This window comes from Providencia sp. PROV004, assembly GCF_011045615.1.
GTDB classification, from domain to species: domain Bacteria; phylum Pseudomonadota; class Gammaproteobacteria; order Enterobacterales; family Enterobacteriaceae; genus Providencia; species Providencia rettgeri.
This window is the reverse complement of the sequence record NZ_CP042859.1, coordinates 3742136-3767676: the sequence shown is the minus strand read 5'-3', so window position 1 is coordinate 3767676 and position 25541 is coordinate 3742136. Positions and strand designations below refer to the sequence as shown.

Genomic DNA, 25541 nt, shown 5'->3' with positions numbered 1-25541 from the left:
ACAATCTTCCTTATTTTATCAATTAAACCAGCTGCTTACGCTGGTTAGAGGGCGGAATGGATAACGATTCTCGATACTTAGCAACAGTTCTGCGAGCGACTTGAATGCCTTGTTCTGCCAGCATACTCGTCAATTTACTGTCACTCAATGGTTTTGCTGGGTTTTCAGCAGCAACCAGTTTTTTCACCAATGCTCGAATTGCGGTTGAGGAGGCTTCGCCACCTGTGTCCGTATTAACATGGCTGGAGAAAAAATACTTCAACTCAAAAATGCCTCGTGGACTATGGAGAAACTTTTGAGTTGTTACTCGTGAGATGGTTGATTCATGCATGTCCACTTGATAGGCGATATCGGCCAGTATCATCGGTTTCATATATTCCTCACCCAGCTCAAAGAATTCTTGTTGCTGTTCTACAATACAAGTCGCGACTTTTAAGAGTGTCTCGTGGCGGCTTTCAAGGCTTTTAATCAACCATTTTGCATCTTGCAGATGACTACGAATATATTGCGAGTCATCTTCATTTGCTGAATTATTTAGCATCGAAGCATAATGGTTATTAATACTTAGTTTAGGGATGCTATCTGTATTTAACTCAACTTGCCAGTGCCCAGCAATTTTTTTCACTAAGACATCAGGAATGACGTATTCTGATTCCCCAGTATTGATGGATTGGCCGGGTTTTGGATTCAGCGTTAAAATCAGGTCTATCGCGGTTTTTAGTGCATCTTCTTTTAAGCGAGTTAATTTACTCAGCTGGCGAAAATCACGGTTAGCCAGCAAATCAATATGGTTACTAATAATGCGCTTTGCATCTTGTAGCCCATCAGTTTGCTGAGGATACAGCGACAATTGGATTAATAAACACTCTTTTAAATCTTGTGCTGCAACACCCAGCGGGTCGAAATGCTGAATACGCTTTAGGACAGCGATGACTTCTTCTATGCTAATTTCAGGGTTATCAATCCCTTCATGTATATCAGAAATTGCTGTTGTCAGATAACCGGAATCGTCTATTGAATCAATAATGGCAGTAGCGATTGCCCTGTCTGTGTCAGTAAAAGGGGTCAGCTCAGCTTGCCATGTCAAGTAATCTTGCAGCGTTTGTGTCGTTTCACCTTGATAAACAGGCAGTTCATCAAAACTATAATCGTTACTGGTCCCTGACGGTGTTCCTGCAGTATATATTTCATCCCAATCAGCATCTAAAGGGAGCTCATCTGGCATATCATGATTTTCAAGAGCGTCTTTGGTATCGAGTTCACTGGTATCGGTATTTTCATTTAGGGAGTCAATAGATTCGGGCTCGGAATTCAACTCTTCTTGTTCAAGAAGTGGGTTGGTTTCCAAGGCAAGTTGAATTTCTTGCTGAAGCTCAAGTGTAGACAGCTGCAACAAGCGGATAGCTTGCTGCAATTGAGGGGTCATTGCAAGTTGTTGACTGACTCTAAGCTGCAAACTTTGCTTCATGAATCTGTTTTATTCTCCCTAAAAAATGACAACACGATAATTTATAACCGGAAACCTTCACCTAAGTATACACGTTTCACTTGTTCGTTCTCTAAGATCATGGTTGGTGACCCATGCGCAATTAAGTGCCCTTGGCTGACAATATAGGCTCTTTCACACACATCTAAGGTTTCCCGCACATTATGGTCGGTAATTAAAACGCCGAGGCCGTAATCTCTTAAGTGCTGAATGATTTTTTTGATATCTAAGACGGAAATAGGGTCTACACCCGCAAAAGGTTCGTCTAATAAAATAAATTTTGGGTTAGCAGCAAGTGCACGCGCAATTTCCACACGGCGGCGTTCCCCACCGGATAGCGACTGCCCCATACTGTCCCGAAGATGGGTGATACTAAATTCTTCCATCAATTCCTCAGCACGTTCTTTACGTTGCTGGGAGCTCAAATCTTCGCGAATTTCTAACACAGCCATTAAGTTATCATAAACGCTGAGGCGGCGAAAAATTGAGGCTTCTTGAGGAAGATAGCCAATTCCACGACGAGCACGTTCATGCAGTGGTAGAAGGCTGATATCTTCACCATCAATCATAATTTTGCCAGCGTCCCGCTGAACAATACCCACAACCATATAAAAGGTTGTGGTTTTACCGGCACCGTTTGGTCCCAACAAGCCAACGATTTCTCCTGATTTAACTTCCAGGCTGACATCTTCAACGACCTTACGTTTTTTATAGGCTTTAGCTAGATTTTCAGCGGTTAGTGTAGCCATAACAGTTATTTACTCTTACTTGCTGATGAATTTTTATTCGCTGCTGGGCCTTTTTCTTGCAATTGGGCTGGCAGTATTACAGTGGTGACGCGTTTACCTTTATCACTAAATGCTTCCATTTGCTGCGTAGGAACCAAATAGGTAATTTTGTCACCTTGGATATTGCTGTCTAACTGCTCAAGATAAGCATTGCCTGTTAAGGTGACGAGCTGTTTATCGACCTCATAACGGGCTTTGCTGGCATGGCCTTTAATTGGTTTGCCATCATCCTGTAATTGGTAAAAGGTAACCGGGGTACCAAAGGCCTCAATCACAATTTTATCCGAGTCACTACTTGGACGTGTTACAACCACTTTATTGGCTCTGATATCAATAGAACCTTGTTTAATAACAACATCATCAGTAAAGGTGGTGACGTTTTTTTCTAAATCAAGAGATTGTTTGACCGAATTAATCGTCATTGGCTGCTGCGTATCACTTTTTAATGCCATTGCAGGTAGGCTAAGAGCCAAGATTGCACTGGCAACAGCTCCTTGAATAAAACGTTTCTTAGTTACTTGATTCATTTTAATGCTCTTCTGGTTGTAACACATAATGAGTTTTAACATCTTCGATTAATTCAGCCGTTCTTGTACGAAGGTTTCCCTTCATTTTCATACCGGTAGAATTGAGACCTTGTCCAATAATGGTCACTTTATCATCAGATGAAACGTCTTGTGTTGTCAAATTGACAACTGCACTCTCAGTTGTAATTCGTTGGATCTGCGAGTCTTTGGTTAAGCTATCAACCTGAACATCGCTATATAAATAGAGAATTCTATCGTTCGTTAACCTAGCCTTGAAAGCCTTAACCGTCCAAGTTGGCTCGCCCGCTTCGTTATAAGTGGTTAGAACCGGTTTTGAAAACCACGTGATTTTTCCTTCAGTGTAGTTATCTATTTTATCTGAAACGAGTTTATACGCTAAATTACCCGTTGGATTATAGACAAAAGTCACTGAATCATCAGTTTGATAATTAGGTTGACCATCATTAATTACTTTATCCTCTTGGTTGTCAGAATCACTACCTGCTAAATTCCAGCCGATAAGCCCTAATACAACCAAGGATAAAATAATAATTAACCACTTCTTCGCATTGCTCATGAATTCAATCTATTCGTTATATTGATAAACCTTTTGCTTCTTCCAGTTTGCCTTGAGAAAGCAAAATAAGGTCACAAAGTTCGCGGACTGCGCCTTTTCCTCCGCCAATGCGAGTCACATAATCCGCTCGCGGTAATAACAAAGGATGGGCATCCGCGACGGCGACGGATAAGCCTACTTTAGCCATAACAGGCCAGTCAATCAGATCGTCCCCAATATAAGCTATTTCTTCAGCTGATAATTGTAGTGTATCTAACAGTTCGTGATACGCCAAAAGCTTATCGCTTTGACCTTGGTAAAGATATGTAATGCCTAATGTTTGGGCCCTATCTTCAAGAAGCTTCGCTTTTCTTCCTGTAATGATGGCGACCTCAATACCGGAAGTTAATAAGCAACGTATCCCATAGCCGTCACGGACATTAAAGGCTTTGAGTTCTTCGCCATTATTTCCCATATAGACCAAGCCATCAGACATGACACCATCAACATCGCAGATCAATAATTTGATTTTTTCTGCTTTGGTTAAAACAGTATTGGCAACAGGGCCATAGCAGGTTTCCAACAAGGTAGGCGTCATGGTATTTCCTTATGTTATACAACACCTGCTTGAAGCAGATCATGCATATGTAGCACACCAACTAATTTGTTATCATTTGCAACTAATAACGAAGTCACATGCCGAGATTGCATTAAATTAAGCGCTTCAACCGCTAACATGGTTGGTGATACTCGAATTCCACCGGGGGTCATTAAATCAGCAATTTTAGCGTTATTCAGGTCGATTCCCATATCAAAGATACGGCGTAAATCCCCATCAGTGAAAATACCTTCAATATTCATATCATCATCACAAATAACGGTCATACCCAGTTTTTTGCGGGTAATTTCCACTAAAGCCTCGCGTAAAGACGCACTTTTAGGAATATGGGGGATTTCATCACCCGTATTCATTAAATCACGAACGAGGAGTAAAAGTTTGCGTCCAAGTGCGCCACCTGGATGCGAAAGTGCGAAATCATTCGCAGTGAAGCCGCGGGCGGTTAATAAGGCTATCGCTAATGCATCTCCCATCACGAGTGTAGCTGTTGTACTCGTGGTAGGAGCAAGCCCCAATGGACAGGCTTCTTGAGGGACTTTGATACATAAATGAACATCTGCATATTTTCCCATATTACTTTCAGGGTTGTTAGTCATACAGATTAAAGGCACTTTAATTCTTTTTAAAACAGGAAGTAAGGCTAAAATTTCTCCTGACTCACCAGAATTTGAAATGGCTAACACAACATCGTTATGAGTAATCATCCCAAGGTCACCGTGACTGGCCTCTCCCGGATGAACAAAAAATGATGGTGTTCCTGTACTCGCTAGTGTGGCGGCAATTTTACGGCCAATATGCCCCGATTTCCCCATTCCCATTACGACGACTTTACCTTCACAGTTAAAAATGAGCTGGCAAGCGCGGTCAAAGTCAGTATTGATATATTGTTCTAGGTTTTTTAAACCTTCGTGTTCGATATGGAGAACTTCTTTACCTACTTTCTGAAAATCGAAGTTTGACATTTCTAGTTCCATGCGTAGCTTTTAAGTTAATCGGATTAGCGAAATTAAATTGTATAACGAATACTTGGTATCAGTAAGTATTTTGTCAGTTAAGCTATTTTTAATGTTAGTTTTATACTTAATGAGTATTTTTCGGGACTTCGATGTAGAATTTAATACGTACAAGACGATTTCATTAGCATCTTGAACCAAAAATGGATAGGCAAATTCGAGTATCCTCAAGCTAGGTAAATCACAACATTCTAAGAGCTATCTGCTGTTAATAGTGAAAGCTTTTGCTGACTATAGGTAAATTATATTGTTTTTTCTCTGTTATCTGAAGGTAAAAACAGGGTTGTAACACTAAAAGTCATATTTTCAACGCTATAATACTATAAATTCTATTTTGTTGTGATATTTGACGATTTTCAGTTTATCTTTCGGTAACATCTGAACGGATAAAAATATTTACGCGTGGTGTATAACGAGTTATTTAACAATGCAAGCACAGACAGACAACTTAATTGAAGTACGGAACATGTCCTTTACTCGTGGAAGCCGGAAAATATTTGAAAATATTAATCTGGCGGTTCCTCGTGGAAAAATTACGGCAATTATGGGGCCATCAGGGATTGGTAAAACCACATTACTGCGCTTGATTGGTGGGCAATTACGGCCAAATGAAGGTGAAATTTGGTTTGATGGCGACAATATTCCAGCGCTGTCACGCTCAAAGCTGTATCAATCTCGTAAAAAGATGAGCATGCTGTTTCAATCCGGGGCGTTATTCACGGATATGAACGTATTTAATAACGTGGCTTTCCCTCTACGTGAGCACACTAACTTGCCAGAATCGCTGATTCATACGACGGTGATGATGAAACTAGAGGCGGTTGGTTTACGTGGCGCTGCTCAATTAATGCCATCTGAGTTGTCAGGAGGTATGGCACGGCGTGCTGCGTTAGCACGTGCTATCGCGCTTGACCCAGATTTAATCATGTTTGATGAACCTTTTGTCGGCCAAGATCCGATTACTATGGGTGTTTTGGTTAAATTGATTGATGAGCTTAATCAAGCGCTGGGTGTCACCTGTGTCGTGGTTTCCCATGATGTTCCAGAGGTATTGAGTATCGCAGATAATGCTTATATTGTTGCGCAGCAGCATGTCATTGCTCAGGGAACGGGTGAAGAATTGCGAGAAAACCAAGACCCTCGTGTACGACAATTCCTTGATGGCATTGCTGATGGGCCTGTTCCATTCCGTTTTCCCGCCAATGATTATCTGGCTGATTTATTAGGGTAAAATAAAATGATATTAAAGGCGATAGCAGGCTTCGGACGCCGATGGATTGATATATTTTCCGCGTTTGGTCGAGCAGGTTACATGCTGTTTCGCGCCTTACTCGGTAAACCAGAGTTTCGTAAACAATGGCCATTACTGATGAAGCAATTGTACGCCATTGGTGTGCAATCATTGCTGATCATTGCTGTCTCTGGGTTATTTATTGGGATGGTTTTGGGGTTACAAGGCTATTTGGTTCTCACGACGTTTAGTGCTGAAGCTAGCTTAGGTATGATGGTGGCGCTTTCACTATTGCGTGAGTTAGGCCCTGTTGTAACCGCATTGTTGTTTGCTGGACGAGCGGGCTCTGCATTAACTGCTGAAATTGGCTTAATGAAAGCGACAGAACAGATTTCTAGCCTTGAAATGATGGCGGTTGACCCTCTAAGGCGCGTCATCGCGCCACGTTTTTGGGCTGGTTTTATTAGTATGCCGTTGTTATCTCTAATTTTTGTTGCTGTCGGTATTTTAGGTGGCGCACTAGTTGGGGTTGACTGGAAGGGGATTGATGAAGGCTTTTTCTGGGCTTCAATGCAATCTTCCGTTGATTGGCGGCTAGATTTAGTCAACTGTGTGATTAAAAGCTTAGTCTTTGCTATCACAGTTACTTGGATCGCATTATTTAATGGCTATGATGCCATCCCAACTTCGGAGGGGATAAGCCAAGCTACAACAAGAACAGTTGTGCATGCGTCATTGTCTGTTTTAGGACTGGATTTCGTACTTACCGCACTGATGTTTGGGAACTAAGTCATGCAAAGTAAAAAAAGTGAAATATGGGTTGGTTGTTTTATGTTGCTGGCGATTGCCGCAATTATCTTTTTGTGTTTAAAAGTCGCTGATTTAAAATCGATAGGAAGCCAATCCACCTATCAAATTTCAGCATCTTTTGAAAATATTGGTGGCTTAAAAGAAGGCTCGCCAATCAAAGTGGGTGGTGTGGTGATTGGTCGAGTTGCCAGTATCACGCTAGATAAAAAGAACTATGTTCCTGAAGTTAAAATTGATTTATTGAGTGAATACGACAATATTCCTGATTCGAGCTCACTATCAATTCGGACGTCAGGGTTGTTGGGAGAACAATATATTGCGATGAATATTGGTCCAGATGACGAAGAATTAGGTATCGCAATCTTAAAAAATGGCGGGCGTCTTGAAGATACTAAGCCGGCTATGGTATTAGAAGACTTAATTGGCCAGTTTTTATATAAAAGTGGTGATAGCCAAGGTGCAGAGCCAGAGTCAACTGCACAGTAATTTGGTGTTCCCTTTGAAGAATAAAGGAATGAATTATGTTTAAACGTTTAATGATGGTTGCTATGTTGGCAATCGCGCCATTTGCCATGGCAGTAGACCAAACCAACCCTTATAAATTAATGGATGAAGCGGCGGCGAAAACGTTTAACCGCTTGAAATCAGAGCAACCGAAAATTAAGCAAGACCCCGAGTATCTTAGAACAATTGTTCGTGAGGAATTATTACCTTATGTACAAGTTAAATATGCAGGGGCTTTGGTGTTAGGAACCTATTATAAAGGGGCAACTCCAGCACAGCGTGAGGCTTATTTCAACGCATTTGAAGATTACCTCGAACAAGTCTATGGTCAAGCATTGGCAATGTACCATGGCCAAACGTATCAAATAGCCCCAGAGCAACCGTTGGGAGATAAAAACATTGTCGCCATTCGCGTGACTATTGTTGATACCAACGGCCGTCCTCCCGTCCGTTTAGATTTCCAATGGCGTAAAAATAGTAAAACAGGTTACTGGCAAGCTTACGACATGATTGCAGAAGGCGTGAGTATGATCACGACTAAGCAAAATGAGTGGGGTGATATTTTACGTAAGCAAGGTGTCGATGGCTTAACAAAACAGTTAGAAATCAGTGCAAAAGCGCCAATTACTTTAGAAGAGAAAAAGTAATATGAGTCAGTTGTTAGCATGGGAACTCAATGAAACAACACTTTATCTCACCGGGACGTTAGACCGTGATTCGCTAATGTCGTTTTGGGATAAAAAAGACTCATCGCTGGAACGCATTGAAAATATAGATGTTTCTGGTCTCAAACATGTTGACTCAACAGGGTTGGCGATGCTAGTTCGCTTAAAAGGTGAATTCCAAGCTAAAAACCGTTCACTGAATATAACCGGTGTCAGTGATAACTTGAACACATTGATTGAGCTATACGGGGTTCAAGGGGTTATCCTCAATTAGGTTAAATATCCTAAATTGGGTCAAGTTATGTAAAAATAAGCGCCTCTATGTGCTTTTCGGCACGAGAGGCGTTTTCTTTGGTTTAAGTGTTAAGCCTAATCCTTTAGGATAGAGGATTGAGCTCTGACTGTTCTTATTGCGATGCCTCTGTATGCTATGCATGCAATTTGCACTATTTAGAGTAAAATTATAAATCACAAATAATTAATAAATTGAGTCATTATGGATACCAACGAAATTAAGCAAGTATTGATGGAAAAATTGTCTCTGAATGAGGCTATTGTTACTGGTGATGGTAGCCACTTTCAGGTTATCGCGGTCGGTGACATGTTTGACGGTATGAGCCGTGTTAAGCAACAGCAAGCAATTTATGCGCCTTTAATGGAGTATATTGCGGATAACCGCATTCATGCTTTGTCTATTAAAGCGTACACCCCTGCGCAATGGGAGCGCGATCGTAAACTTAGTGGCCTTTGATTACAAAGCCTAAGCGAACAGACTGTAAAATTCGACATACGAGAATACTTGAATGGATAAGTTTTTAGTTAAAGGACCAACCCGCTTACAGGGTGAGGTCACTATATCTGGCGCAAAAAATGCGGCATTACCAATTCTGTTCGCTGCTCTGTTGGCTGAAGAGCCAGTAGAAATACAGAATGTCCCCCATTTGAGGGATATCGACACAACGATTAAATTACTGAATCAACTTGGTACTAAAGTACAACGCAATGGCTCAGTGTACGTCGATGCAAGCACTGTAACGACATACTGTGCACCTTATGACCTTGTTAAAACCATGCGTGCATCCATTTGGGCTTTGGCACCATTGGTCGCTCGTTTTGGTCATGGTGAAGTTTCTTTACCAGGTGGCTGTGCTATCGGTGCTCGTCCAGTTGATTTACATATTTCAGGTTTAGAGCAATTAGGCGCAAAGATTGCTTTAGAAGATGGTTATGTAAAAGCAACGGTCGATGGCCGCTTAAAAGGTGCTTGCATTGTGATGGATAAAGTCAGTGTGGGTGCGACAGTCTCTATTATGACGGCTGCGACTTTAGCTGAAGGAACCACAACAATTGAAAATGCGGCACGTGAACCTGAAATTGAAGATACTGCTAATTTCTTAAATACCCTTGGTGCAAAAATTACGGGTGCAGGGACTGACCGTATTGTTATTGAAGGTGTTGAACGTTTAGGTGGGGGTGTTTATAAAGTACTACCTGACCGTATTGAAACGGGAACATTTTTAATTGCAGCCGCGGTTTCGCGCGGCAAGGTTATCTGTCGTAATGCTCGTCCAGACACTTTAGATGCGGTGTTAGCTAAATTGCGTGAAGCAGGAGCTAAAATTGAAATTGGTGATGACTGGATTAGCCTAGATATGGAAGGCAAACGCCCGAAAGCAGTGACATTACGTACGGCGCCACACCCAGGGTTCCCAACGGATATGCAAGCACAGTTTAGCTTACTTAATCTTGTTGCTGATGGTGCTGGCATGATCACTGAAACGATTTTTGAGAATCGTTTTATGCATATCCCTGAGCTAATCCGTATGGGTGCTCATGCTGAAATTGAAAGTAATACTGTGTTATGTCATGGTGTTGAAAAATTAACCAGTGCACAGGTGATGGCAACGGATTTACGAGCTTCTGCGAGTTTAGTTATAGCGGGTTGTATTGCGGAAGGGACAACGACAGTTGACCGTATTTATCATATTGACCGTGGCTATGAGCATATCGAAGATAAACTACGTGGTTTAGGTGCTGATATTCAGCGCGTGCACTCAGATGATTAATACCTTGATAAGGTAAATAGGCTGGTGGCTTTATTTACCCATTCGATGAATCAAAAAAGGTTGTTCGATATCGAACAACCTTTTTTATGCAAATGTATTTCTAATGATTACCCAGCCTGTTCTTCAGGAATTTCTTCGATAATCACATCAATATTTTTAATTTCGCCATCTCGTAAAATTTGTACTGCCGTTTTACTTCCGGGACGGATTTCTGCAACTAAATCCATAGTTTCCGCGGCTGAAATAGCCGGTTTACCATCAACCGATAAAATAATATCCCCTTGCAGTATACCAGCCTTAGCCGCTGGCCCATTTGGGGCAACTTGGAAAACCCGTAAGCCTTGTATTTGATTGATATTATTGTTATTTGACCTAATTTGAGGCAATTCGCGTGCGGTAATACCAATATAACCGCGGATCACTCGGCCATCACGAATTAGCTTATCCATGATTTTGGTGGCTAGTGCGGTAGGAATAGCAAAGCTTAGCCCTTCAGAACTAATGCCTTGACCTGCAGTGAAAGAAAGCGTGTTGATGCCTACTAACTCACCTTCGGTATTAATTAATGCTCCGCCAGAGTTACCTGAGTTGATTGAGGCGTCGGTTTGAAGAAAGTTTTGTCGGCGAGTAGAGCTTAACCCAACACGACCTGTCGCACTGATAATCCCCTGAGTAACGGTTTGACCTATGTTATAAGGATTTCCAATTGCCAGTACGACATCACCAACATGAGTGACTCGTTGCGTATTAATTGGAATAACAGGTAAGTTATCGGCATCAATTTTCAATACGGCGAGGTCAGTCAATGGGTCTGAGCCAACTAGGAGGGCATCAAAAATAGCACCATCTTGTAAAGCTACTAAAATTTGGTCTGGGTTATCAACCACATGTTTATTCGTGATGATGTAGCCATTTTGGCTCATGATCACACCTGAACCGAGGGATTTTAATTCACGTCCTGATTGAGAAAAACTGCCTTTTGAACTGCTATAAACATAGACCACTGCAGGTGCAGCACGACGTACCGCTTTATTATAACTGACGGGCTCACTATTTGTTTTACCATATAATAAGTCGGCTAAACCTTGAGGGCGCAAAGAAGGAACCGCAACGATAATAATCAATGCAGTCAACAGGCCAAGCATGACAGATAAAGTTAGCTTCTTCACCATAGGATATAGAATATTTAGTTATTGCTTAAACATGTTCAGAGCATAACATAAAAAAACAGGTACAGCAGAGTGATACTGTACCTGTTTTATTGGTTTTCAGATGGTTTTTGATGAATTAATTTCTCATCAGTAAATATAAGGTTTCACCATCACGCAATACTTTCATGGCTAATACCGGAGGTTTAGCATCGATAATCTTACGGAATTGTTCAATCGTCTCAACACGAGCGTCATTGACACCAAAGATTAAATCGCCTTTTACTAGGCCAATGGCAGCCGCCGGTGATTTAGGCGCGACGCTATCAACTTGAACACCTTTGGTGTTGCTTACCGTTGCATTCGAAATCGTTGCACCTAATAAAGATTCACTCAATTTTTCGGCTTTAGTTGCAGAGCCTTCGTCGTTCTCGAGAACCACTTTGACTTCCATTGGTTTACCTGAGCGAATCAAGCCAATAGTAATTTCTTTACCAATTTGGCTAGTACCGATTTTAGCTCTTAACTCTGCAAAGCTATTAATACGTTTACCATCAACAGAGACTAAAACGTCACCGGATTTAATGCCTGCTTTAGCTGCGGATGATTTAGGTAAAACTTCGCTCACGAAAGCGCCACGCTGTGCATCAATATTGAATGCTTTAGCGATATCGGAGTTCATTTCAGTACCTTTGATACCTAAGATCCCGCGTTTTACTTCACCATGCTTAATTAACTGCTCGCTAAGGTTTTTAGCCATATTACTTGGGATCGCGAAGCCGATACCGATATTACCGCCGCCAGGTGCTAAGATTGCGGTATTGATACCGATTAATTCACCGTTTAGGTTAACGAGTGCGCCACCAGAGTTACCACGGTTAATGGAAGCATCGGTCTGGATAAAGTTTTCTAGACCTTCAAGGTTCAAACCGCTACGGCCTAATGCGGAGATAATGCCTGATGTCGCTGTTTGCCCTAAACCAAATGGGTTACCGACGGCAACCGCAAAATCACCCACACGTAATTTGTCGGAGTCTGCAATACTAACAGCTGTTAAGTTTTTGATATCTTTTGCATTACTGATTTTCAATAACGCGATATCTGTTTGCGGGTCTTTACCAATTAAGTTAACGGCAATTTCACGGCCATCATTTAATTGAATTTGAATTTTGTCAGCGCCATCAATAACATGGTTATTGGTTAAAATATAACCTTGCTGAGCATCAATAATGACCCCCGAACCTAAGCCTTCAAATGGACGTACGCTTTGTTGCTGTTGTGGTACATTTGGGCCAAAAAAGAATTTAAGTTCTTCTGGAATTTGCTGGTTTTGTACGCGCGTACCCGACACGTGAATATTAACTACAGCAGGCAATACTTTTTCAAGCATTGGAGCTAAGCTAGGCATGTTCTGGCTTTGTGCTGTTGCAGGTAAAGTTGCAGGTAATGCTGCGCTACTTACGGCAGGGATAGCCGCTAAAGATAAACCTAAACTCATTGCTACCGCGGTAAGAAAAAAGTTTTTTCTTTTCATAATTTAGTCGATTCTCTCAAGAATAAATTATCAACTCATTGTAGATACAATTTTAGAATAAACACAATGCGTTGAGATAATATTGGTTGGTATCAGATTCAATTTTACTGATGACTATGACTACCGATTATGCGCAAAAGTTCCCCTTACGGGTAGCGAATATCCACTCTTTTACATCTATTTACATGCAACTTAAGTGAAACCATAACTTCTATACAGTAGGTAAATAAATTATTAATTTATATTTGGATGGAAATCTTGCTCAGAATTATTAAATAAAAATTTAATCATGAAAGATACACGGAAAGCGACTAAATTTAGTGTATTTGGTAGAAAATCACCAGTAAGTGGTGCTTACTGGTGATAAAAGATAAAAACTTACTTCTCTTTCTCTTCGATAGGCCTGAAAAGACCCGATGCACCATCTGAGTAATCTCTTGGTGGCATTTTAACTGGCGCTTGATCGTTATCTGCTTCAGATTCGGTTAAACGATAGTTAAATGGGTTGTCTTGCGCTGGCATATCAGGCATTAATTCAGACGAACTTTGTGCCATGTGTTGATAAAGCTGACGGTAATCACGCGCCATTTTATCCAATAATTCTGCGCTACGAGCAAAATGGCTCACAAGCTCTTTACGGTACTCTTCAAGTTCAGTACTTTTTTTGTCTAGCTCAGCCTGCGCTGTTTTTTGCTGGCGAAGCTTTGGGTTGCCATAGCGCACAACTAATGCACCGATGATAAAACCCACAATCAATCCGATTAATGCATACTCCCAGGTCATGCTGACTCCTTCATTACTTCAATGTTCACAGATTCAATGTTCGCAGAAACGTAGTGTTGTTACCGTTACTATACCTTAAATAATTCAAGTTGCATGTAAGCGTCAAGTAAAGCGTCTTAACATATTGTAATTTGACTAGTTAAGTGATGACAAAATCGACAAGCTTTGAATTAGACAGGCTAAATTAGTCAACAACTTATTAAGATATTAAGAGTGGAATCTTAAATCGAATTTCCTTACTCTATAGCGGCTCGTTAACCGAAAGTTAAATGATAACTGAATCTGGTTATAATAAAGGCAGTGTATATCAAATAACGGTAAAAAAACCGAAAAATTTTTAAGGATTATTCAGTTAATGTCGCCGATGACCCCTATAATGCGTTATCAACAAGCGCTAGCTGATGGAAACTATCAGCCAGATGACGTACAAAAGCTCGCTGTAGAACGCCTAGATAAAATATATCAGCAGCTTGTTGATGCAACCTCTTCCACTTTACAAGATAAGCCTTCAGGTTTAAAGCAGCGCTTTAACCGCCTTCTAGGTAAAACGTCAACAGTACCGGTTGTCCCCATACAAGGGCTATATATGTGGGGCGGGGTGGGGCGTGGAAAGACGTGGCTAATGGATATGTTTTATGAAAGTTTACCGGGTACGCGTAAACTTCGCTTACATTTTCATCGCTTTATGAAAAAAGTACAAGAAGATTTGATGGCACTGCAAGGGCAAGAGAACCCACTAGATATCATTGCGGATGAGTTTAAAAAACAAACAGATGTCTTGTGTTTTGATGAATTTTTTGTGTCAGATATTACAGACGCTATGATCCTAGGCACTTTACTAGAAGGGCTCTTTGCTCGGGGCATCACTCTTGTCGCCACTTCAAATATCATCCCTGATAATCTTTATCGAAATGGCTTGCAGCGGGCACGTTTTTTACCTGCGATTGAGCAAATTAAAAAATACTGTGATGTGATGAATGTCGATGCAGGTATTGATTACCGTTTAAGAACTTTAACGCAAGCACATTTATTTTTATCGCCAATTAACCATGAAAACCGACAACATCTTGATGAGGTGTTTGTGAAATTGGCAGGAAAAGAAGGTGAGGTGAACCCTGTTTTAGAGGTTAACCACCGAAAAATGCCCGTTATCCGTGCTGCAGAAGGTGTTCTTGCGATAGGCTTCAAAGTATTGTGTGAGGAGCCTCGTAGTCAAAATGACTATATTTACCTGTCCAACTGTTATCACACCGTCTTACTGTACGATGTACCTGTGATGGGAACCAACGATGAAAACCCGGCTCGGCGGTTTTTAGCGTTAATTGATGAGTTTTACGAACGAAAAGTTAAATTAGTGATTAACGCTGAAGTGCCAATGGAATCGCTGTATCAGGGGCAATTGTTAGCATTCGAATACCAACGTTGCTTATCTCGATTGCAAGAAATGCAAAGTGAAGAGTACCTGAAAATACCGCATTTAACTTAAGGTTAACGATAAAACCGAGTTGTTAGCGAACAAATCATCTAAATCGCATAATTTAAATACAAGATGCGATGTTTATTTGAGCAAACGTAAAAAAAATGCATTTGGGGTCGATTTTTGTTTCTGACTTCTCTATAATCTTGCGACCCCACGTTACAGCGTTGTTTTTTATTTCCCAAAAAATAACGCATTAATGCCAGTTAGGCTGCTCGAAGGGGTAGGTTTACTGGACAAAGAGTCGTGTGAACCTCAGAAAGCTTATGAACATGAGTGTTCACCAACGTGTAACTTCAATATTGGGTAAGTTTTAATGAAAACTTTTACAGCTAAACCAGAGACCGTAAAACGCGACTGGTACGTTGTTGATGCAGATGGCAAAACTTTAGGCCGTCTTGCAACTGAAATTGCTAGCCGTCTGCGCGGTAAGCATAAAGCGGAATATACTCCGCACGTGGATACTGGTGATTACATCATCGTTCTGAATGCAGAAAAAATTGCTGTTACCGGCAATAAACGCGAAGACAAAATCTACTATCGCCATACTGGCCATGTAGGTGGAATCAAGCAAGCAACTTTCGAAGAAATGATTGCTCGCAGTCCTGAGCGTGTGCTTGAAATCGCGGTTAAAGGCATGTTGCCAAAAGGACCTCTGGGTCGTGCAATGTACCGTAAACTGAAAGTTTACGCAGGTAATGAGCACAACCACGCGGCTCAACAACCGCAAGTTCTTGACATTTAATCGGGATTATAGCAATGGCTGAAAATCAATACTACGGCACTGGTCGCCGCAAAAGCTCATCTGCTCGTGTCTTTATTAAGCCGGGTAGCGGTAACATCACAATCAATCAACGTACACTGGAACAATACTTTGGTCGCGAAACTGCGCGCATGGTAGTTCGTCAGCCGTTAGAATTGGTTGAAATGTTGGAAAAACTGGATCTGTACATCACTGTTAAAGGTGGTGGTATTTCAGGTCAGGCAGGCGCAATCCGTCACGGTATTACACGTGCACTGATGGCTTATGATGAGACTCTTCGTTCTGATCTGCGTAAAGCTGGTTTCGTTACCCGTGATGCGCGTTCTGTTGAACGTAAAAAAGTGGGTCTGCGCAAAGCACGTCGTCGTCCACAGTTCTCCAAACGTTAATTTATTACCCTTTGGGTATAAAATTGATGAAAAAACCCGTCTTATGGCGGGTTTTTTATTGCCTATTGTTTTACTTACATTTTTATTATTTATGACAGGTAACAGTGTCTAATTATGACTCTTTATAAAAGAACGAATATAATCTAAAGTTAAACATCATAATTTAGTCTAAAATAATCACTAGTGAGCGATACTGAGATACTTTAATTAAACATAGTCCAAACTATAGAGTTAACTTTAAGGTTTTTATTCTGTATTTTTTGTTTTTATATTGTCATAACTCTAAATTTTTTACTATTTTATCCTTAAAATGAAATAAATCTATGATTTTTTCGATGTAGCCCCCCTAAGTTGTACAAAATCTGTTAGAATACGCCCCTGTTTTTTTATTTCGCATTTCTCGCCTTTACTGTGCGGGAGGGTTGTGTTGACTTCCAATATGGATAAATGAAAGTTAAACACAGGGGATTTTAAAATGGGTAATGGGTAATTAAAAATTAATTACATTTCGTCCATTTTGTATTTTGGAGGTTTTAATGGCTGTCGCTCCTAATAAACGCTCGGTAATGACATTGTTCTCTGGCCCTACTGACATTTTTAGCCATCAGGTACGGATTGTTCTGGCTGAAAAAGGGGTAAGTGTTGAAATTGAACATGTTGAACCCGGTCATCTGCCTCAAGATCTGATCGATCTCAACCCATACCAGAGTGTTCCAACATTAGTCGATCGTGACCTGACTCTCTATGACCCACACATTATCATGGAATATCTTGATGAGCGTTTTCCTCATCCACCATTAATGCCTGTTTACCCAGTTGCACGTGGGACGAGTCGTCAATTGATGCACCGTATTCAAAGCGATTGGTATTCATTAATGAGCAAAATAGAGAACGGTAGTGCGCAAGAGGCAGCAAATGCCCGCCGTCAACTATCTGAAGAGCTGATCGCGGTTTCACCTGTTTTTGCTGAAATGGAATTCTTCATGAGCGAAGAATTTAGTCTCGTAGATTGCTATTTAGCGCCGTTACTATGGCGTTTACCTGTACTTGGTATTGAATTGAACCCATCTAGTAGCAAATACTTGCAGTTGTATATGCAACGTGTATTTGCACGTGACGCATTTTTAGCATCGTTGACTGAATCTGAGCGCGAAATGCGTTTGTCTACAAGAGGCTAAAAGAATGATGGAAATGACAGCAATGTCACCACGTCGCCCTTATTTGTTACGCGCTCACTATGAGTGGTTGCTCGATAACGATATGACTCCGCATTTGGTGGTTGATGTCACCGTTCCTGCTGTTAACGTTCCTATGGAATTTGCTCGTGATGGGCAAATTGTATTGAATGTTGCGCCAAGAGCTGTTGGTAATTTTGAAATAACCAATGAAGAAGTGCGTTTTAATGCTCGCTTTGGTGGAATACCTCGCCAAGTTTATGTCCCAATGGCCGCAATTATGGCGGTATATGCACGTGAAAATGGGGCTGGAATGATGTTTGAGCCTGAAGCTGCGTATGATGCAGAGTTATCAGCAGGTTTTGAACAAGTTGAAGAGCTTGAAGACAACATTGCTTTAGTTCATGAAGCTGAATCTGTGGATGAAAATTCACATGAGCCATCAGATGATGAGCCACCGCGGCCACCAAAAGGTCGGCCTTCATTAAGGATTGTCAAATAATCCATTGGTCAGGTTAACAGTATATTAATCAACAGAGGGCAAAACCCTCTGTTTTTTTATATCAATGAGAAATTAAACTTCTAGAAATAATAAAATACCTTCGGCAGCATTACGCCCATCAGCAACAGCAGTCACAACAAGATCTGAGCCTCTGATTATATCCCCTCCGGCAAATACTTTTTCATGAGAAGTTTGAAACGGAAATCGGCTATTACGGTTTGCTAAAATATGACCATACTTATCACGCTTAATTAACGGTTTTTCTAACCAAGTTTGGTTATGAGGGGCAAATCCATAAGCGACAATTATGGTGTCGGTTTCGATAAAAAAGGTTGAATCTTCAAGTGGTTCTACTTGATAACGACCATTTTCTAATTCGCCATTTTGTGTACGAGTGGCATAAACGCCTATAAGTTGTTGCTGCTCATTAACGACAAATTCAGTGACTTGTATATTAAAATGGAACTGAGTGCCTTCTTCTAACGCATTGGCGACTTCTTTTTGTGAGGCTGGCATACTTTGTTCATCTCTACGATAGAGACAGCTAACCTGCTTTGCGCCTTGACGAATAGCGGTACGTACACAATCCATCGCGGTATCTCCACCTCCTAATACGATAACTCTTTTTGAGTGTAAATTAACATAGGGTTCGTTTTTAGAGATGGGAAGTTGCATTAAATGGCGTGTATTTGCGATTAGATAGGGAAGTGCTTCAAAAACGCCCTGAATCGATTTTTTAGGTAAGTTGCCTCGAATTGCTTGGTAAGTACCTGTACCAATAAAAATGGCGTCATAACTGCAAAGAAGCTCATCTAGAGAGACATCTATACCTACCTCGGTATTTAATTGAAATTGAATGCCCATTTCTGTAAATATTTCCCGTCGTTGGATCATCAGTTCCTTTTCTAGCTTAAATGACGGAATACCAAAGGTTAGTAGCCCACCTATTTCAGGGTGCTTATCAAAAACGACGACATTTACACCATTACGAATAAGCACATCGGCGCAAGAAAGACCCGCCGGGCCTGCGCCAACAATGGCGACACGTTTGTTAACGGGGCTAATATGGGAAAGGTTTGGGCGCCACCCCATCGCAAAAGCAGTATCATTAATATACCGCTCAATATGACCGATAGTGATAGAACCAGTTGTATCATTAAGTACACATGCTAATTCGCACAGTTTTTCTTGTGGGCAAACACGCCCACAAATTTCAGGTAAACTATTGGTATGATGAGATAATTCAGCAGCTTCGATAATTTTTCCTTCAGCAGCAAGCCTGAGCCACTTTGATATTGGATTATGTAGTGGGCACCTCCATTCACAAAATGGGCTACCACAAGATAGACAGCGGCTCGCTTGCTGTTGTGCATCGACGGCATTATCGGGCGCATAGATTTCAGTAAACGCTATTTTGCGGATTGCCAGCGCTTTTTTGGGCGGCTCGCGACGTTGGGAACCGAAAATATTTGAATTCATGGCATTCCTTACTGAATTTTGTCTGATTTTACTTGAGATAGCAGGGGCTTTTTCTTTGATTTTAGCGGTCTTGCCCAAGGAACAATAGCGTTATTGTTTTGATTTTTATGTAATTATGATTAAAAACTATCCAAGGTAAATTTTTACTTTATCTAACACAAAGAAAATACCTGATTGTTTTTTATCATTAATAGTAAAAAATGGCTATTGAATGAGCGGGATCGACATTTCGAGTGAATAATCATCCGAAACTGCCTTGTTTGATATATGATTCAAAGAGAATTTAACTAAGGGGTGGTTATGAAAGTACTTCGCGGCCTTGCGCAATACTATGTCGATTTAATGATGAAGCTCGGGTTAGTGCGTTTTTCCCTATTACTCGCATCGGCACTGGTTGTTCTCGCCATGATAATGCAAATGGCAGTGACAATTTTTTTAAGAGGGCATGTTGATAGCCTCGATATGGTCGGGTCAATTTTCTTTGGGTTAATCATCACTCCGTTAGCCGTTTATTTTTTGTCCGTGGTGGTTGAGCAACTTGAGGAATCTCGGCAGCGTTTATCGCGAATGGTTGATAAACTTGAAGTTATGAGAAAGCGTGATGCTGATTTAAACACTCAATTACAGGGAAATATTGAACAGCTTAACCTTGAAATTCAAGAGCGAGAAAAGGCTGAGCGTGCTCATTTAGAGCTCCTTGAACAATTAAAGCAAGAAATGAAATATCGTGAGCAAACACAAATTGAACTTGAGCAGCAATCTGTTTTACTTCGTTCATTTCTTGATGCCTCACCTGACTTGGTTTATTACCGCAACGAAAATAATGAGTTTTCAGGTTGTAACCGGGCAATGGAACTGTTGACTGGAAAAAGTGAAAAACACTTAGTTGGGTTAACTCCGTTAGATATTTATGATGTTGAAATTGCCTCTAAGGTTATGGAAACCGATGAAAAAGTTTTTCGTCATAATGTTTCTCTTACCTATGAGCAATGGTTGGTATATCCAGACGGCCGTAAAGCCTGTTTTGAACTCCGTAAAGTGCCTTTTTATGATCGAGTTGGCAAACGACATGGTCTGATGGGCTTTGGGCGCGATATAACGGAACGTAAACGCTACCAGGAGGCGTTAGAGAACGCGAGTAGGGAGAAAACCACCTTTATTTCTACAATCAGCCACGAGCTTCGTACACCCCTTAACGGCATTGTTGGCTTGAGCCGGATTTTATTAGACACAGATTTAACTTCGGAACAATCTAGCTATTTAAAAACGATCCATGTAAGTGCGGTTACATTGGGTAATATATTCAATGATATTATAGAGATGGACAAAATTGAGCGTCGCAAGGTTCAGTTAGATAACCAACCAATCACATTATCTGAATTTGTGAATGATTTAGAGAATTTAAGTGGGTTATTAGTGCAGCCGAAAGGGCTTAAATTTGTCATGGATGTCGCTCCTGCATTACCAAAAACGGTGTTAACTGATGGGACCCGTTTGCGGCAGATATTGTGGAATTTAATTGGTAACGCAGTTAAGTTCACGCAAAAAGGTGAAGTGAAGCTTAGTATTTGGCAAGAAGCTGAAAATAAATTGTTTTTCAGGGTTCAGGATAGTGGCATAGGTATCCCTAGGGATGAGCTAGATAAAATCTTTGCAATGTATTATCAAGTGACAGATTCTGCTGGCGGTAAACCGGCTACTGGAACGGGGATTGGGCTTTCTGTATCTCGTCGTTTAGCACAAAATATGGGCGGCGATATTCAAGTTGAAAGTGAAATAGGGCAAGGCTCTACTTTTACTTTATCCATTACAGCGCCTGTGGTTGAAAGTGATGTTGTTGAACAGCAAGAGAGTGAAGACGATTACCCATTGCCTGCATTACATATTTTACTCGTAGAAGATATCGAACTGAATGTCGTTGTTGCCTGTTCTGTATTAGAAAATTTAGGTAATACCGTTGATGTGGCAATGAATGGTAAAGATGCCCTCGAGATGTTTGCTCCTGGTGAATATGATTTAGTGTTATTGGATATCCAATTACCTGATATGACAGGCCTTGATATTTCTAGGAAACTCAAACAGCAGTACGATAAGCAAGATTTACCACCATTAATTGCATTAACTGCAAATGTTCTGAAAGACAAAAAAGAATACTTTGATGCAGGTATGGATGGTGTATTGAGTAAGCCATTATCAGTTCCAGCACTGACCCAGGTTATTGAACAATTTTGGGGGGATCAATCCTTGCGACCTGAAGAAGCACCGAGTAAGCATGAGGCTTCAAGTGTTGATGAATCCAAATTAGATTGCGATATGCTAGAGCAGTATATTGAATTAGTTGGCCCTAAGCTTATTTATGACGGGCTAGATGTCTTTGAAAAAATGCTTCCAGGCTACTTAGCTATTCTTGATTCGAACATGGTGGCTAAAGACCAAAAAGGCATTGTGGAGGAAGCCCATAAAATCAAAGGAGCGGCAGGTTCTGTTGGCTTAAAGAACTTACAGAAAATTGCACAACAGATTCAATCTCCTGATTTACCAGCATGGTGGGACAATGTGCAGGAATGGGTGGATGAATTAAAACAGGATTGGAAAGCAGATATAGAAACTTTGAGAAACTGGGTTGATCAGCGTACAAAAAAATAACCCCAACCGAAGTTGGGGTGCGCGAATACTGCGCCAACACCAGGGAAATCATTGATTTGCATATTTTTTTTGTATTTTGCAAATCATTAAATTAGGTATATCACTGTAAAGGGCAACATCAAGATACCAAAATTTTGCGAATCTGTTACAAGATTCATTAAAATCTGTGATGAAGATTGATGTTTGTGCACCTTAGCGCCTGAGAGATAATTTACTACAAATGGAGGAAGATATGAAATCAATTGCGGTTATTTTAAGTGGCTGTGGTGTTTTTGATGGAAGTGAGATCCATGAGTCAGTATTAACTATGCTAGCTTTGAGCCAAAATAATGCTGAAGTTCATTTTTTTGCGCCTGATGATTCTCAATCTACTGTTATTAATCATATTAATGGTGAGTTAAAATCAGAAAAACGTAACCAAATGGAAGAGTCTACACGCATTACACGTGGAAAAATATCGCCTTTATCCTTAGCTGATGCTTCAAAGCTGGATGCCCTCATAATTCCTGGTGGTTTTGGTGTGGCAAAAAATTTATGTGATTTCGCCGTTAAAGGAAGTGAGTGTGAAATTAATAAAGAACTATTAAGTTTAGTACGCCAAATGCACCAACAAAAAAAGCCGCTAGGACTGATGTGTATTGCTCCTGTGATGCTTCCTAAAATGTTAAATACATCAGTAGTACTAACTATTGGTGATGATAGTGAAACGATTGCTCAAATAGAACTTATGGGTGGGAAACATATTAAATGTGCTGTTGATGATATTGTAATTGATGAAGTTAACCGAGTTGTTACAACACCTGCTTATATGCTGGCTCAATCAATTTCTGAAGCAAATACGGGTATTAATAAGCTTGTTAAGAAAGTATTGGAAATGGCGTGATTATTTGAATGCGAACTATTGTTTCTAAATTATGGCACTGGTTAAAGAAGATCACATTTTCATTACTTGTGGTGTGGATTTGTTCAGTCGTTTTATTTAAATACATACCAGTGCCTTTTTCTGCAGTGATGATTGAACGACAAATCACCGCATGGATAAACTTAAATTTTTCTTATGTATCTCATTCTGAATGGGTAGATGAAAATCACATTTCTCCGTATATTTATTTAGCAGTAATTGCTGCGGAAGATCAAAATTTTCCTCATCACTGGGGTTTTGACCTTGATGCAATAGAGCGTGCTTACAAACACAACTTGAGTAATAAACAAACAATTAGAGGGGCTTCAACGATCTCGCAGCAAACAGTGAAAAACTTGTGGTTATGGGATGGAAGAAGCTGGTTAAGAAAGGGGCTGGAGACAGTAATGACTCCTATTATGGAGCTCTTATGGTCAAAGCAAAGAGTATTGACAGTTTACCTTAATATAGTTGAGTTTGGTGATGGTGTTTTTGGTGTAGAAGAAGCTGCAAATAAATTCTTTAATAAGCCGGCTAGCAAGCTTTCAATGAATGAAGCAGCACTATTAGCAGCAGTTTTACCTAATCCTCATAGGTATAGCGTGAAAAACCCATCTTCTTATGTTCTCAAAAGGCAGGCTTGGATCTTGAATCAAATGCACTTATTAGGAGGTAAGAATTATCTGAAAATAAACCAATTAGTGGATGAATAAGAAAAAAGCCATGGTTTTTAACCCACGGCTTTTGTTTTTATAACAATATATTATTGTTTATGATTAATTAAGATAAGTGAAAGCGGTCGTAACTCGACGAACACCGTCTGTTTCACTAGCAATTTTTGCCGCTGCATCACCTTCTTGCCTTGTTAAAACACCTAGCAAGAAAACCTCACCGTTTTCAGTAATGACTTTTACACTACCAGATTTAACGCTATCACTAGCAAGAATTTTCGATTTCACTTTGGTTGTTAACCAAGTGTCCTTTGAAGCCGTACCCAAATCAACGGGCTCACCGCTACGAACTTCATTATAGACTGCGATGGTGCCATCAACGTTAGAGGCGATTTGTTTTGCTCGTTCAGCCCAAGCCATATCAGGACTTTGGCCAGTTAACAGGACATTACCTTTATAAGCGGTCGCAATGATACGAGCCTTACCTGTGATTTCCTTATCTTTATTCAGCTGCCCACTAACTCGAGCTTCTAAAGTTCCATCGTCAACTTGCTGGCCAACGCTGCGAGGATCTGTGGCACTTTTCGTTGCAACAGCAGCAGAACCTACGACTGCAGCCCCAATACAGCCTTGTAATAAAACAGTACTGATGACTATGGCAAAAATCGGTATTAATCGCATTTTGTCTCCTTAATCGTCCTGATGTGGGAAAAGAGTATTGTCTATAAGGTCACACAGACAATTTACAGTAAGAAGATGAACTTCTTGAATTCGAACACTTCGTTGGGATGGTATGCGGATTTCAACATCTTGAGGACCCAGTAAGCCAGCGAGTTCCCCTCCGTCATAACCTGTTAAGGCGACAATTGTCATGTCTCTAGTCACCGCAGCTTCAACGGCCTTAATAATATCACTACTATTACCATGGGTTGAAATCGCCATCAAAACATCACCATGTTGCCCTAATGCTCTAACTTGTTTCGCATAAATTTCAGAAGGTTGCTTACTACCTGAAATCGCAGTTAGCACGGCATTATCGGTATTAAGCGCTAAGGCGGGTAAGCTAGGGCGCTCAGTTTCAAAGCGATGGATCATACTCGCAGCAAAACGTTGTGCGGTAGCGGCGGAAGCACCGTTACCACAACATAGAATTTTGTTGCCATTGAGTAAAGATTGAACCATCATCATTGCGGCTCTTGATATGGCATCAGGCAGCGCTTCAGCCGCTGCTATTTGAGTTTGGATGCTTTCAGTGAAACAAACTTTTATTCGGTCTAGCACGAGTTTTTCCTTTGTCGCCTCGATATAATTCAAATCATTTTTGTGTCGCTATTATATTTGAATTATAGCTTTGTTGACTGCATGATCAGTATATAAAGCTGATTATCACATTTGTTAATAAACATCATTTTCGTTAAATGCATTTTGTATCCAATCAAATTGGTTTCCAGTGATGGCGCAGATATCAAAACGGCATGCGCTGGTTTCAAAACTTTCTTGCCTTTGTGAGAGCCAAAATTTGGCGGCAGCTAATAGCTTTCGACGTTTGCGCCAGTTTACTGATAAAAGTGCATCTCCGTAATCACAATTTTTGCGAAAACGAACTTCAACAAATACCCAACCTGTATTATCTCGCATAATGAGGTCGATTTCTCCGCCTCGGTTTCTTGCGTTACGTTCGACAAATGTTAGTCCCTGCTGTTTCAGGAAAGCGAGCACTTGATTTTCATAGTACCGGCCTGTTAACCATTGTATGGCTTTTGGCATAATTTTCATGACGTCCTTGTCTGAAAAAAGATGAAGTATTG

At 40.6% G+C, this 25541-nt stretch carries 28 protein-coding genes; 15 read left to right on the top strand and 13 right to left on the bottom strand.

Annotated features, from left to right (window positions below; translation table 11 throughout):
• Nucleotides 1-22: 22 nt before the first annotated feature.
• The 6 genes from rpoN to kdsD are packed head-to-tail and all read right to left on the bottom strand — an operon-like array spanning nt 23 to nt 4938.
• Nucleotides 23-1468 carry an RNA polymerase factor sigma-54 gene (rpoN, locus tag FVA69_RS17290; protein ID WP_004908258.1) on the bottom strand — a complete coding sequence of 482 codons (1446 nt, stop codon included), beginning with the start codon at nt 1466-1468 and terminating at the stop codon, nt 23-25.
• Nucleotides 1469-1509: 41 nt separating this feature from the next.
• A complete protein-coding gene (gene lptB / locus FVA69_RS17285; RefSeq protein ID WP_004908261.1) occupies nt 1510-2235 on the bottom strand; it encodes an LPS export ABC transporter ATP-binding protein in 726 nt (241 codons plus the stop codon).
• 5 nt (nt 2236-2240) lie between these two features.
• Nucleotides 2241-2801: a lipopolysaccharide ABC transporter substrate-binding protein LptA gene (gene lptA / locus FVA69_RS17280; RefSeq protein WP_004908264.1), complete on the bottom strand. Its 561-nt coding sequence runs from the start codon at nt 2799-2801 to the stop codon at nt 2241-2243.
• 1 nt (nt 2802) lies between these two features.
• Entirely contained in the window at nt 2803-3378 is a 576-nt protein-coding gene (lptC, locus tag FVA69_RS17275) for an LPS export ABC transporter periplasmic protein LptC (protein WP_004908267.1), read from the bottom strand.
• 16 nt (nt 3379-3394) lie between these two features.
• Complete coding sequence (gene kdsC / locus FVA69_RS17270; RefSeq protein WP_164529165.1) at nt 3395-3955, bottom strand: 3-deoxy-manno-octulosonate-8-phosphatase KdsC; 561 nt, start codon at nt 3953-3955, stop codon at nt 3395-3397.
• A 14-nt stretch (nt 3956-3969) separates the two neighbouring features.
• A complete protein-coding gene (kdsD, locus tag FVA69_RS17265) occupies nt 3970-4938 on the bottom strand; it encodes an arabinose-5-phosphate isomerase KdsD (RefSeq protein WP_004908272.1) in 969 nt (322 codons plus the stop codon).
• Between the two features lie 478 nt (nt 4939-5416).
• On the opposite strand from kdsD, the gene mlaF reads away from it, so the two are divergent.
• From mlaF to murA, 7 genes are all read left to right on the top strand, one after another.
• A complete protein-coding gene (mlaF, locus tag FVA69_RS17260) occupies nt 5417-6220 on the top strand; it encodes a phospholipid ABC transporter ATP-binding protein MlaF (RefSeq protein WP_004908275.1) in 804 nt (267 codons plus the stop codon).
• Nucleotides 6221-6226: 6 nt separating this feature from the next.
• Nucleotides 6227-7009: a lipid asymmetry maintenance ABC transporter permease subunit MlaE gene (mlaE, locus tag FVA69_RS17255; RefSeq protein ID WP_004908276.1), complete on the top strand. Its 783-nt coding sequence runs from the start codon at nt 6227-6229 to the stop codon at nt 7007-7009.
• 3 nt (nt 7010-7012) lie between these two features.
• A complete protein-coding gene (gene mlaD / locus FVA69_RS17250) occupies nt 7013-7516 on the top strand; it encodes an outer membrane lipid asymmetry maintenance protein MlaD (RefSeq protein ID WP_102137924.1) in 504 nt (167 codons plus the stop codon).
• 35 nt (nt 7517-7551) lie between these two features.
• On the top strand, nt 7552-8181 hold the full coding sequence (gene mlaC / locus FVA69_RS17245; RefSeq protein WP_004908281.1) for a phospholipid-binding protein MlaC: 630 nt from the start codon (nt 7552-7554) through the stop codon (nt 8179-8181).
• 1 nt (nt 8182) lies between these two features.
• Nucleotides 8183-8473 carry a lipid asymmetry maintenance protein MlaB gene (gene mlaB / locus FVA69_RS17240; RefSeq protein WP_109911682.1) on the top strand — a complete coding sequence of 97 codons (291 nt, stop codon included), beginning with the start codon at nt 8183-8185 and terminating at the stop codon, nt 8471-8473.
• Between the two features lie 222 nt (nt 8474-8695).
• A complete protein-coding gene (gene ibaG, locus FVA69_RS17235) occupies nt 8696-8950 on the top strand; it encodes a BolA family iron metabolism protein IbaG (RefSeq protein ID WP_004258269.1) in 255 nt (84 codons plus the stop codon).
• 52 nt (nt 8951-9002) lie between these two features.
• On the top strand, nt 9003-10265 hold the full coding sequence (gene murA, locus FVA69_RS17230) for a UDP-N-acetylglucosamine 1-carboxyvinyltransferase (RefSeq protein ID WP_115167915.1): 1263 nt from the start codon (nt 9003-9005) through the stop codon (nt 10263-10265).
• 107 nt (nt 10266-10372) lie between these two features.
• On the opposite strand, the gene degS is transcribed toward murA, so the two are convergent.
• The 3 genes from degS to zapG all read right to left on the bottom strand — a co-directional run bounded on the left by degS (nt 10373) and on the right by zapG (nt 13730).
• Nucleotides 10373-11437 carry an outer membrane-stress sensor serine endopeptidase DegS gene (degS, locus tag FVA69_RS17225; protein ID WP_109911684.1) on the bottom strand — a complete coding sequence of 355 codons (1065 nt, stop codon included), beginning with the start codon at nt 11435-11437 and terminating at the stop codon, nt 10373-10375.
• Between the two features lie 115 nt (nt 11438-11552).
• Complete coding sequence (locus FVA69_RS17220) at nt 11553-12947, bottom strand: Do family serine endopeptidase (RefSeq protein ID WP_004908295.1); 1395 nt, start codon at nt 12945-12947, stop codon at nt 11553-11555.
• A 378-nt stretch (nt 12948-13325) separates the two neighbouring features.
• A complete protein-coding gene (gene zapG / locus FVA69_RS17215; RefSeq protein WP_004908297.1) occupies nt 13326-13730 on the bottom strand; it encodes a Z-ring associated protein ZapG in 405 nt (134 codons plus the stop codon).
• A 355-nt stretch (nt 13731-14085) separates the two neighbouring features.
• On the opposite strand from zapG, the gene zapE reads away from it, so the two are divergent.
• The 5 genes from zapE (at nt 14086) to sspB (ending at nt 18036) form a co-directional block, all read left to right on the top strand.
• Entirely contained in the window at nt 14086-15216 is a 1131-nt protein-coding gene (gene zapE, locus FVA69_RS17210; protein ID WP_117162555.1) for a cell division protein ZapE, read from the top strand.
• Between the two features lie 307 nt (nt 15217-15523).
• Nucleotides 15524-15952 carry a 50S ribosomal protein L13 gene (rplM, locus tag FVA69_RS17205; RefSeq protein WP_004258237.1) on the top strand — a complete coding sequence of 143 codons (429 nt, stop codon included), beginning with the start codon at nt 15524-15526 and terminating at the stop codon, nt 15950-15952.
• Between the two features lie 14 nt (nt 15953-15966).
• Complete coding sequence (rpsI, locus tag FVA69_RS17200; RefSeq protein WP_004258235.1) at nt 15967-16359, top strand: 30S ribosomal protein S9; 393 nt, start codon at nt 15967-15969, stop codon at nt 16357-16359.
• Between the two features lie 536 nt (nt 16360-16895).
• Nucleotides 16896-17537 (top strand): stringent starvation protein SspA, encoded by a 642-nt coding sequence (sspA, locus tag FVA69_RS17195; RefSeq protein WP_004908304.1) that lies wholly within the window; start codon nt 16896-16898, stop codon nt 17535-17537.
• Nucleotides 17538-17544: 7 nt separating this feature from the next.
• Nucleotides 17545-18036, top strand: a complete 492-nt coding sequence (sspB, locus tag FVA69_RS17190) for a ClpXP protease specificity-enhancing factor (protein WP_004908309.1) — start codon at nt 17545-17547, stop codon at nt 18034-18036.
• A gap of 72 nt (nt 18037-18108) precedes the next feature.
• Here the strand turns inward: sspB and FVA69_RS17185 are convergent, their stop codons facing one another.
• Nucleotides 18109-19515, bottom strand: coding sequence for an FAD-dependent oxidoreductase (locus FVA69_RS17185; protein ID WP_164529164.1), 1407 nt, complete (start codon nt 19513-19515; stop codon nt 18109-18111).
• 300 nt (nt 19516-19815) lie between these two features.
• Between FVA69_RS17185 and arcB the strand changes: the two genes are divergently transcribed.
• From arcB to mtgA, 3 genes are all read left to right on the top strand, one after another.
• The gene (gene arcB, locus FVA69_RS17180; protein ID WP_004908312.1) at nt 19816-22161 is read left to right on the top strand and encodes an aerobic respiration two-component sensor histidine kinase ArcB; all 2346 of its coding nucleotides are present in this window, start codon (nt 19816-19818) and stop codon (nt 22159-22161) included.
• A gap of 232 nt (nt 22162-22393) precedes the next feature.
• A complete protein-coding gene (gene elbB / locus FVA69_RS17175) occupies nt 22394-23044 on the top strand; it encodes an isoprenoid biosynthesis glyoxalase ElbB (protein ID WP_164529163.1) in 651 nt (216 codons plus the stop codon).
• 8 nt (nt 23045-23052) lie between these two features.
• Nucleotides 23053-23775 (top strand): monofunctional biosynthetic peptidoglycan transglycosylase, encoded by a 723-nt coding sequence (gene mtgA, locus FVA69_RS17170; RefSeq protein WP_004908320.1) that lies wholly within the window; start codon nt 23053-23055, stop codon nt 23773-23775.
• A gap of 63 nt (nt 23776-23838) precedes the next feature.
• On the opposite strand, the gene dolP is transcribed toward mtgA, so the two are convergent.
• From dolP to FVA69_RS17155, 3 genes are all read right to left on the bottom strand, one after another.
• A complete protein-coding gene (gene dolP / locus FVA69_RS17165) occupies nt 23839-24414 on the bottom strand; it encodes a division/outer membrane stress-associated lipid-binding lipoprotein (RefSeq protein ID WP_109911689.1) in 576 nt (191 codons plus the stop codon).
• A 9-nt stretch (nt 24415-24423) separates the two neighbouring features.
• Nucleotides 24424-25014, bottom strand: a complete 591-nt coding sequence (gene diaA, locus FVA69_RS17160) for a DnaA initiator-associating protein DiaA (RefSeq protein WP_004908326.1) — start codon at nt 25012-25014, stop codon at nt 24424-24426.
• Between the two features lie 114 nt (nt 25015-25128).
• The gene (locus FVA69_RS17155; protein ID WP_004908329.1) at nt 25129-25509 is read right to left on the bottom strand and encodes a YraN family protein; all 381 of its coding nucleotides are present in this window, start codon (nt 25507-25509) and stop codon (nt 25129-25131) included.
• Nucleotides 25510-25541: the final 32 nt, after the last annotated feature.

Excerpts from the sequence above, each read along its gene's own strand:
- rpoN (WP_004908258.1), bottom strand. The coding sequence starts at position 1,468 with ATGAAGCAAAGTTTGCAGCTTAGAGTCAGTCAACAACTTGCAATGACC.
- lptB (WP_004908261.1), bottom strand. The coding sequence starts at position 2,235 with ATGGCTACACTAACCGCTGAAAATCTAGCTAAAGCCTATAAAAAACGT.
- lptA (WP_004908264.1), bottom strand. The coding sequence starts at position 2,801 with ATGAATCAAGTAACTAAGAAACGTTTTATTCAAGGAGCTGTTGCCAGT.
- lptC (WP_004908267.1), bottom strand. The coding sequence starts at position 3,378 with ATGAGCAATGCGAAGAAGTGGTTAATTATTATTTTATCCTTGGTTGTA.
- kdsC (WP_164529165.1), bottom strand. The coding sequence starts at position 3,955 with ATGACGCCTACCTTGTTGGAAACCTGCTATGGCCCTGTTGCCAATACT.
- kdsD (WP_004908272.1), bottom strand. The coding sequence starts at position 4,938 with ATGTCAAACTTCGATTTTCAGAAAGTAGGTAAAGAAGTTCTCCATATC.
- mlaF (WP_004908275.1), top strand. The coding sequence starts at position 5,417 with ATGCAAGCACAGACAGACAACTTAATTGAAGTACGGAACATGTCCTTT.
- mlaE (WP_004908276.1), top strand. The coding sequence starts at position 6,227 with ATGATATTAAAGGCGATAGCAGGCTTCGGACGCCGATGGATTGATATA.
- mlaD (WP_102137924.1), top strand. The coding sequence starts at position 7,013 with ATGCAAAGTAAAAAAAGTGAAATATGGGTTGGTTGTTTTATGTTGCTG.
- mlaC (WP_004908281.1), top strand. The coding sequence starts at position 7,552 with ATGTTTAAACGTTTAATGATGGTTGCTATGTTGGCAATCGCGCCATTT.
- mlaB (WP_109911682.1), top strand. The coding sequence starts at position 8,183 with ATGAGTCAGTTGTTAGCATGGGAACTCAATGAAACAACACTTTATCTC.
- ibaG (WP_004258269.1), top strand. The coding sequence starts at position 8,696 with ATGGATACCAACGAAATTAAGCAAGTATTGATGGAAAAATTGTCTCTG.
- murA (WP_115167915.1), top strand. The coding sequence starts at position 9,003 with ATGGATAAGTTTTTAGTTAAAGGACCAACCCGCTTACAGGGTGAGGTC.
- degS (WP_109911684.1), bottom strand. The coding sequence starts at position 11,437 with ATGGTGAAGAAGCTAACTTTATCTGTCATGCTTGGCCTGTTGACTGCA.
- FVA69_RS17220 (WP_004908295.1), bottom strand. The coding sequence starts at position 12,947 with ATGAAAAGAAAAAACTTTTTTCTTACCGCGGTAGCAATGAGTTTAGGT.
- zapG (WP_004908297.1), bottom strand. The coding sequence starts at position 13,730 with ATGACCTGGGAGTATGCATTAATCGGATTGATTGTGGGTTTTATCATC.
- zapE (WP_117162555.1), top strand. The coding sequence starts at position 14,086 with ATGTCGCCGATGACCCCTATAATGCGTTATCAACAAGCGCTAGCTGAT.
- rplM (WP_004258237.1), top strand. The coding sequence starts at position 15,524 with ATGAAAACTTTTACAGCTAAACCAGAGACCGTAAAACGCGACTGGTAC.
- rpsI (WP_004258235.1), top strand. The coding sequence starts at position 15,967 with ATGGCTGAAAATCAATACTACGGCACTGGTCGCCGCAAAAGCTCATCT.
- sspA (WP_004908304.1), top strand. The coding sequence starts at position 16,896 with ATGGCTGTCGCTCCTAATAAACGCTCGGTAATGACATTGTTCTCTGGC.
- sspB (WP_004908309.1), top strand. The coding sequence starts at position 17,545 with ATGGAAATGACAGCAATGTCACCACGTCGCCCTTATTTGTTACGCGCT.
- FVA69_RS17185 (WP_164529164.1), bottom strand. The coding sequence starts at position 19,515 with ATGAATTCAAATATTTTCGGTTCCCAACGTCGCGAGCCGCCCAAAAAA.
- arcB (WP_004908312.1), top strand. The coding sequence starts at position 19,816 with ATGAAAGTACTTCGCGGCCTTGCGCAATACTATGTCGATTTAATGATG.
- elbB (WP_164529163.1), top strand. The coding sequence starts at position 22,394 with ATGAAATCAATTGCGGTTATTTTAAGTGGCTGTGGTGTTTTTGATGGA.
- mtgA (WP_004908320.1), top strand. The coding sequence starts at position 23,053 with ATGCGAACTATTGTTTCTAAATTATGGCACTGGTTAAAGAAGATCACA.
- dolP (WP_109911689.1), bottom strand. The coding sequence starts at position 24,414 with ATGCGATTAATACCGATTTTTGCCATAGTCATCAGTACTGTTTTATTA.
- FVA69_RS17155 (WP_004908329.1), bottom strand. The coding sequence starts at position 25,509 with ATGAAAATTATGCCAAAAGCCATACAATGGTTAACAGGCCGGTACTAT.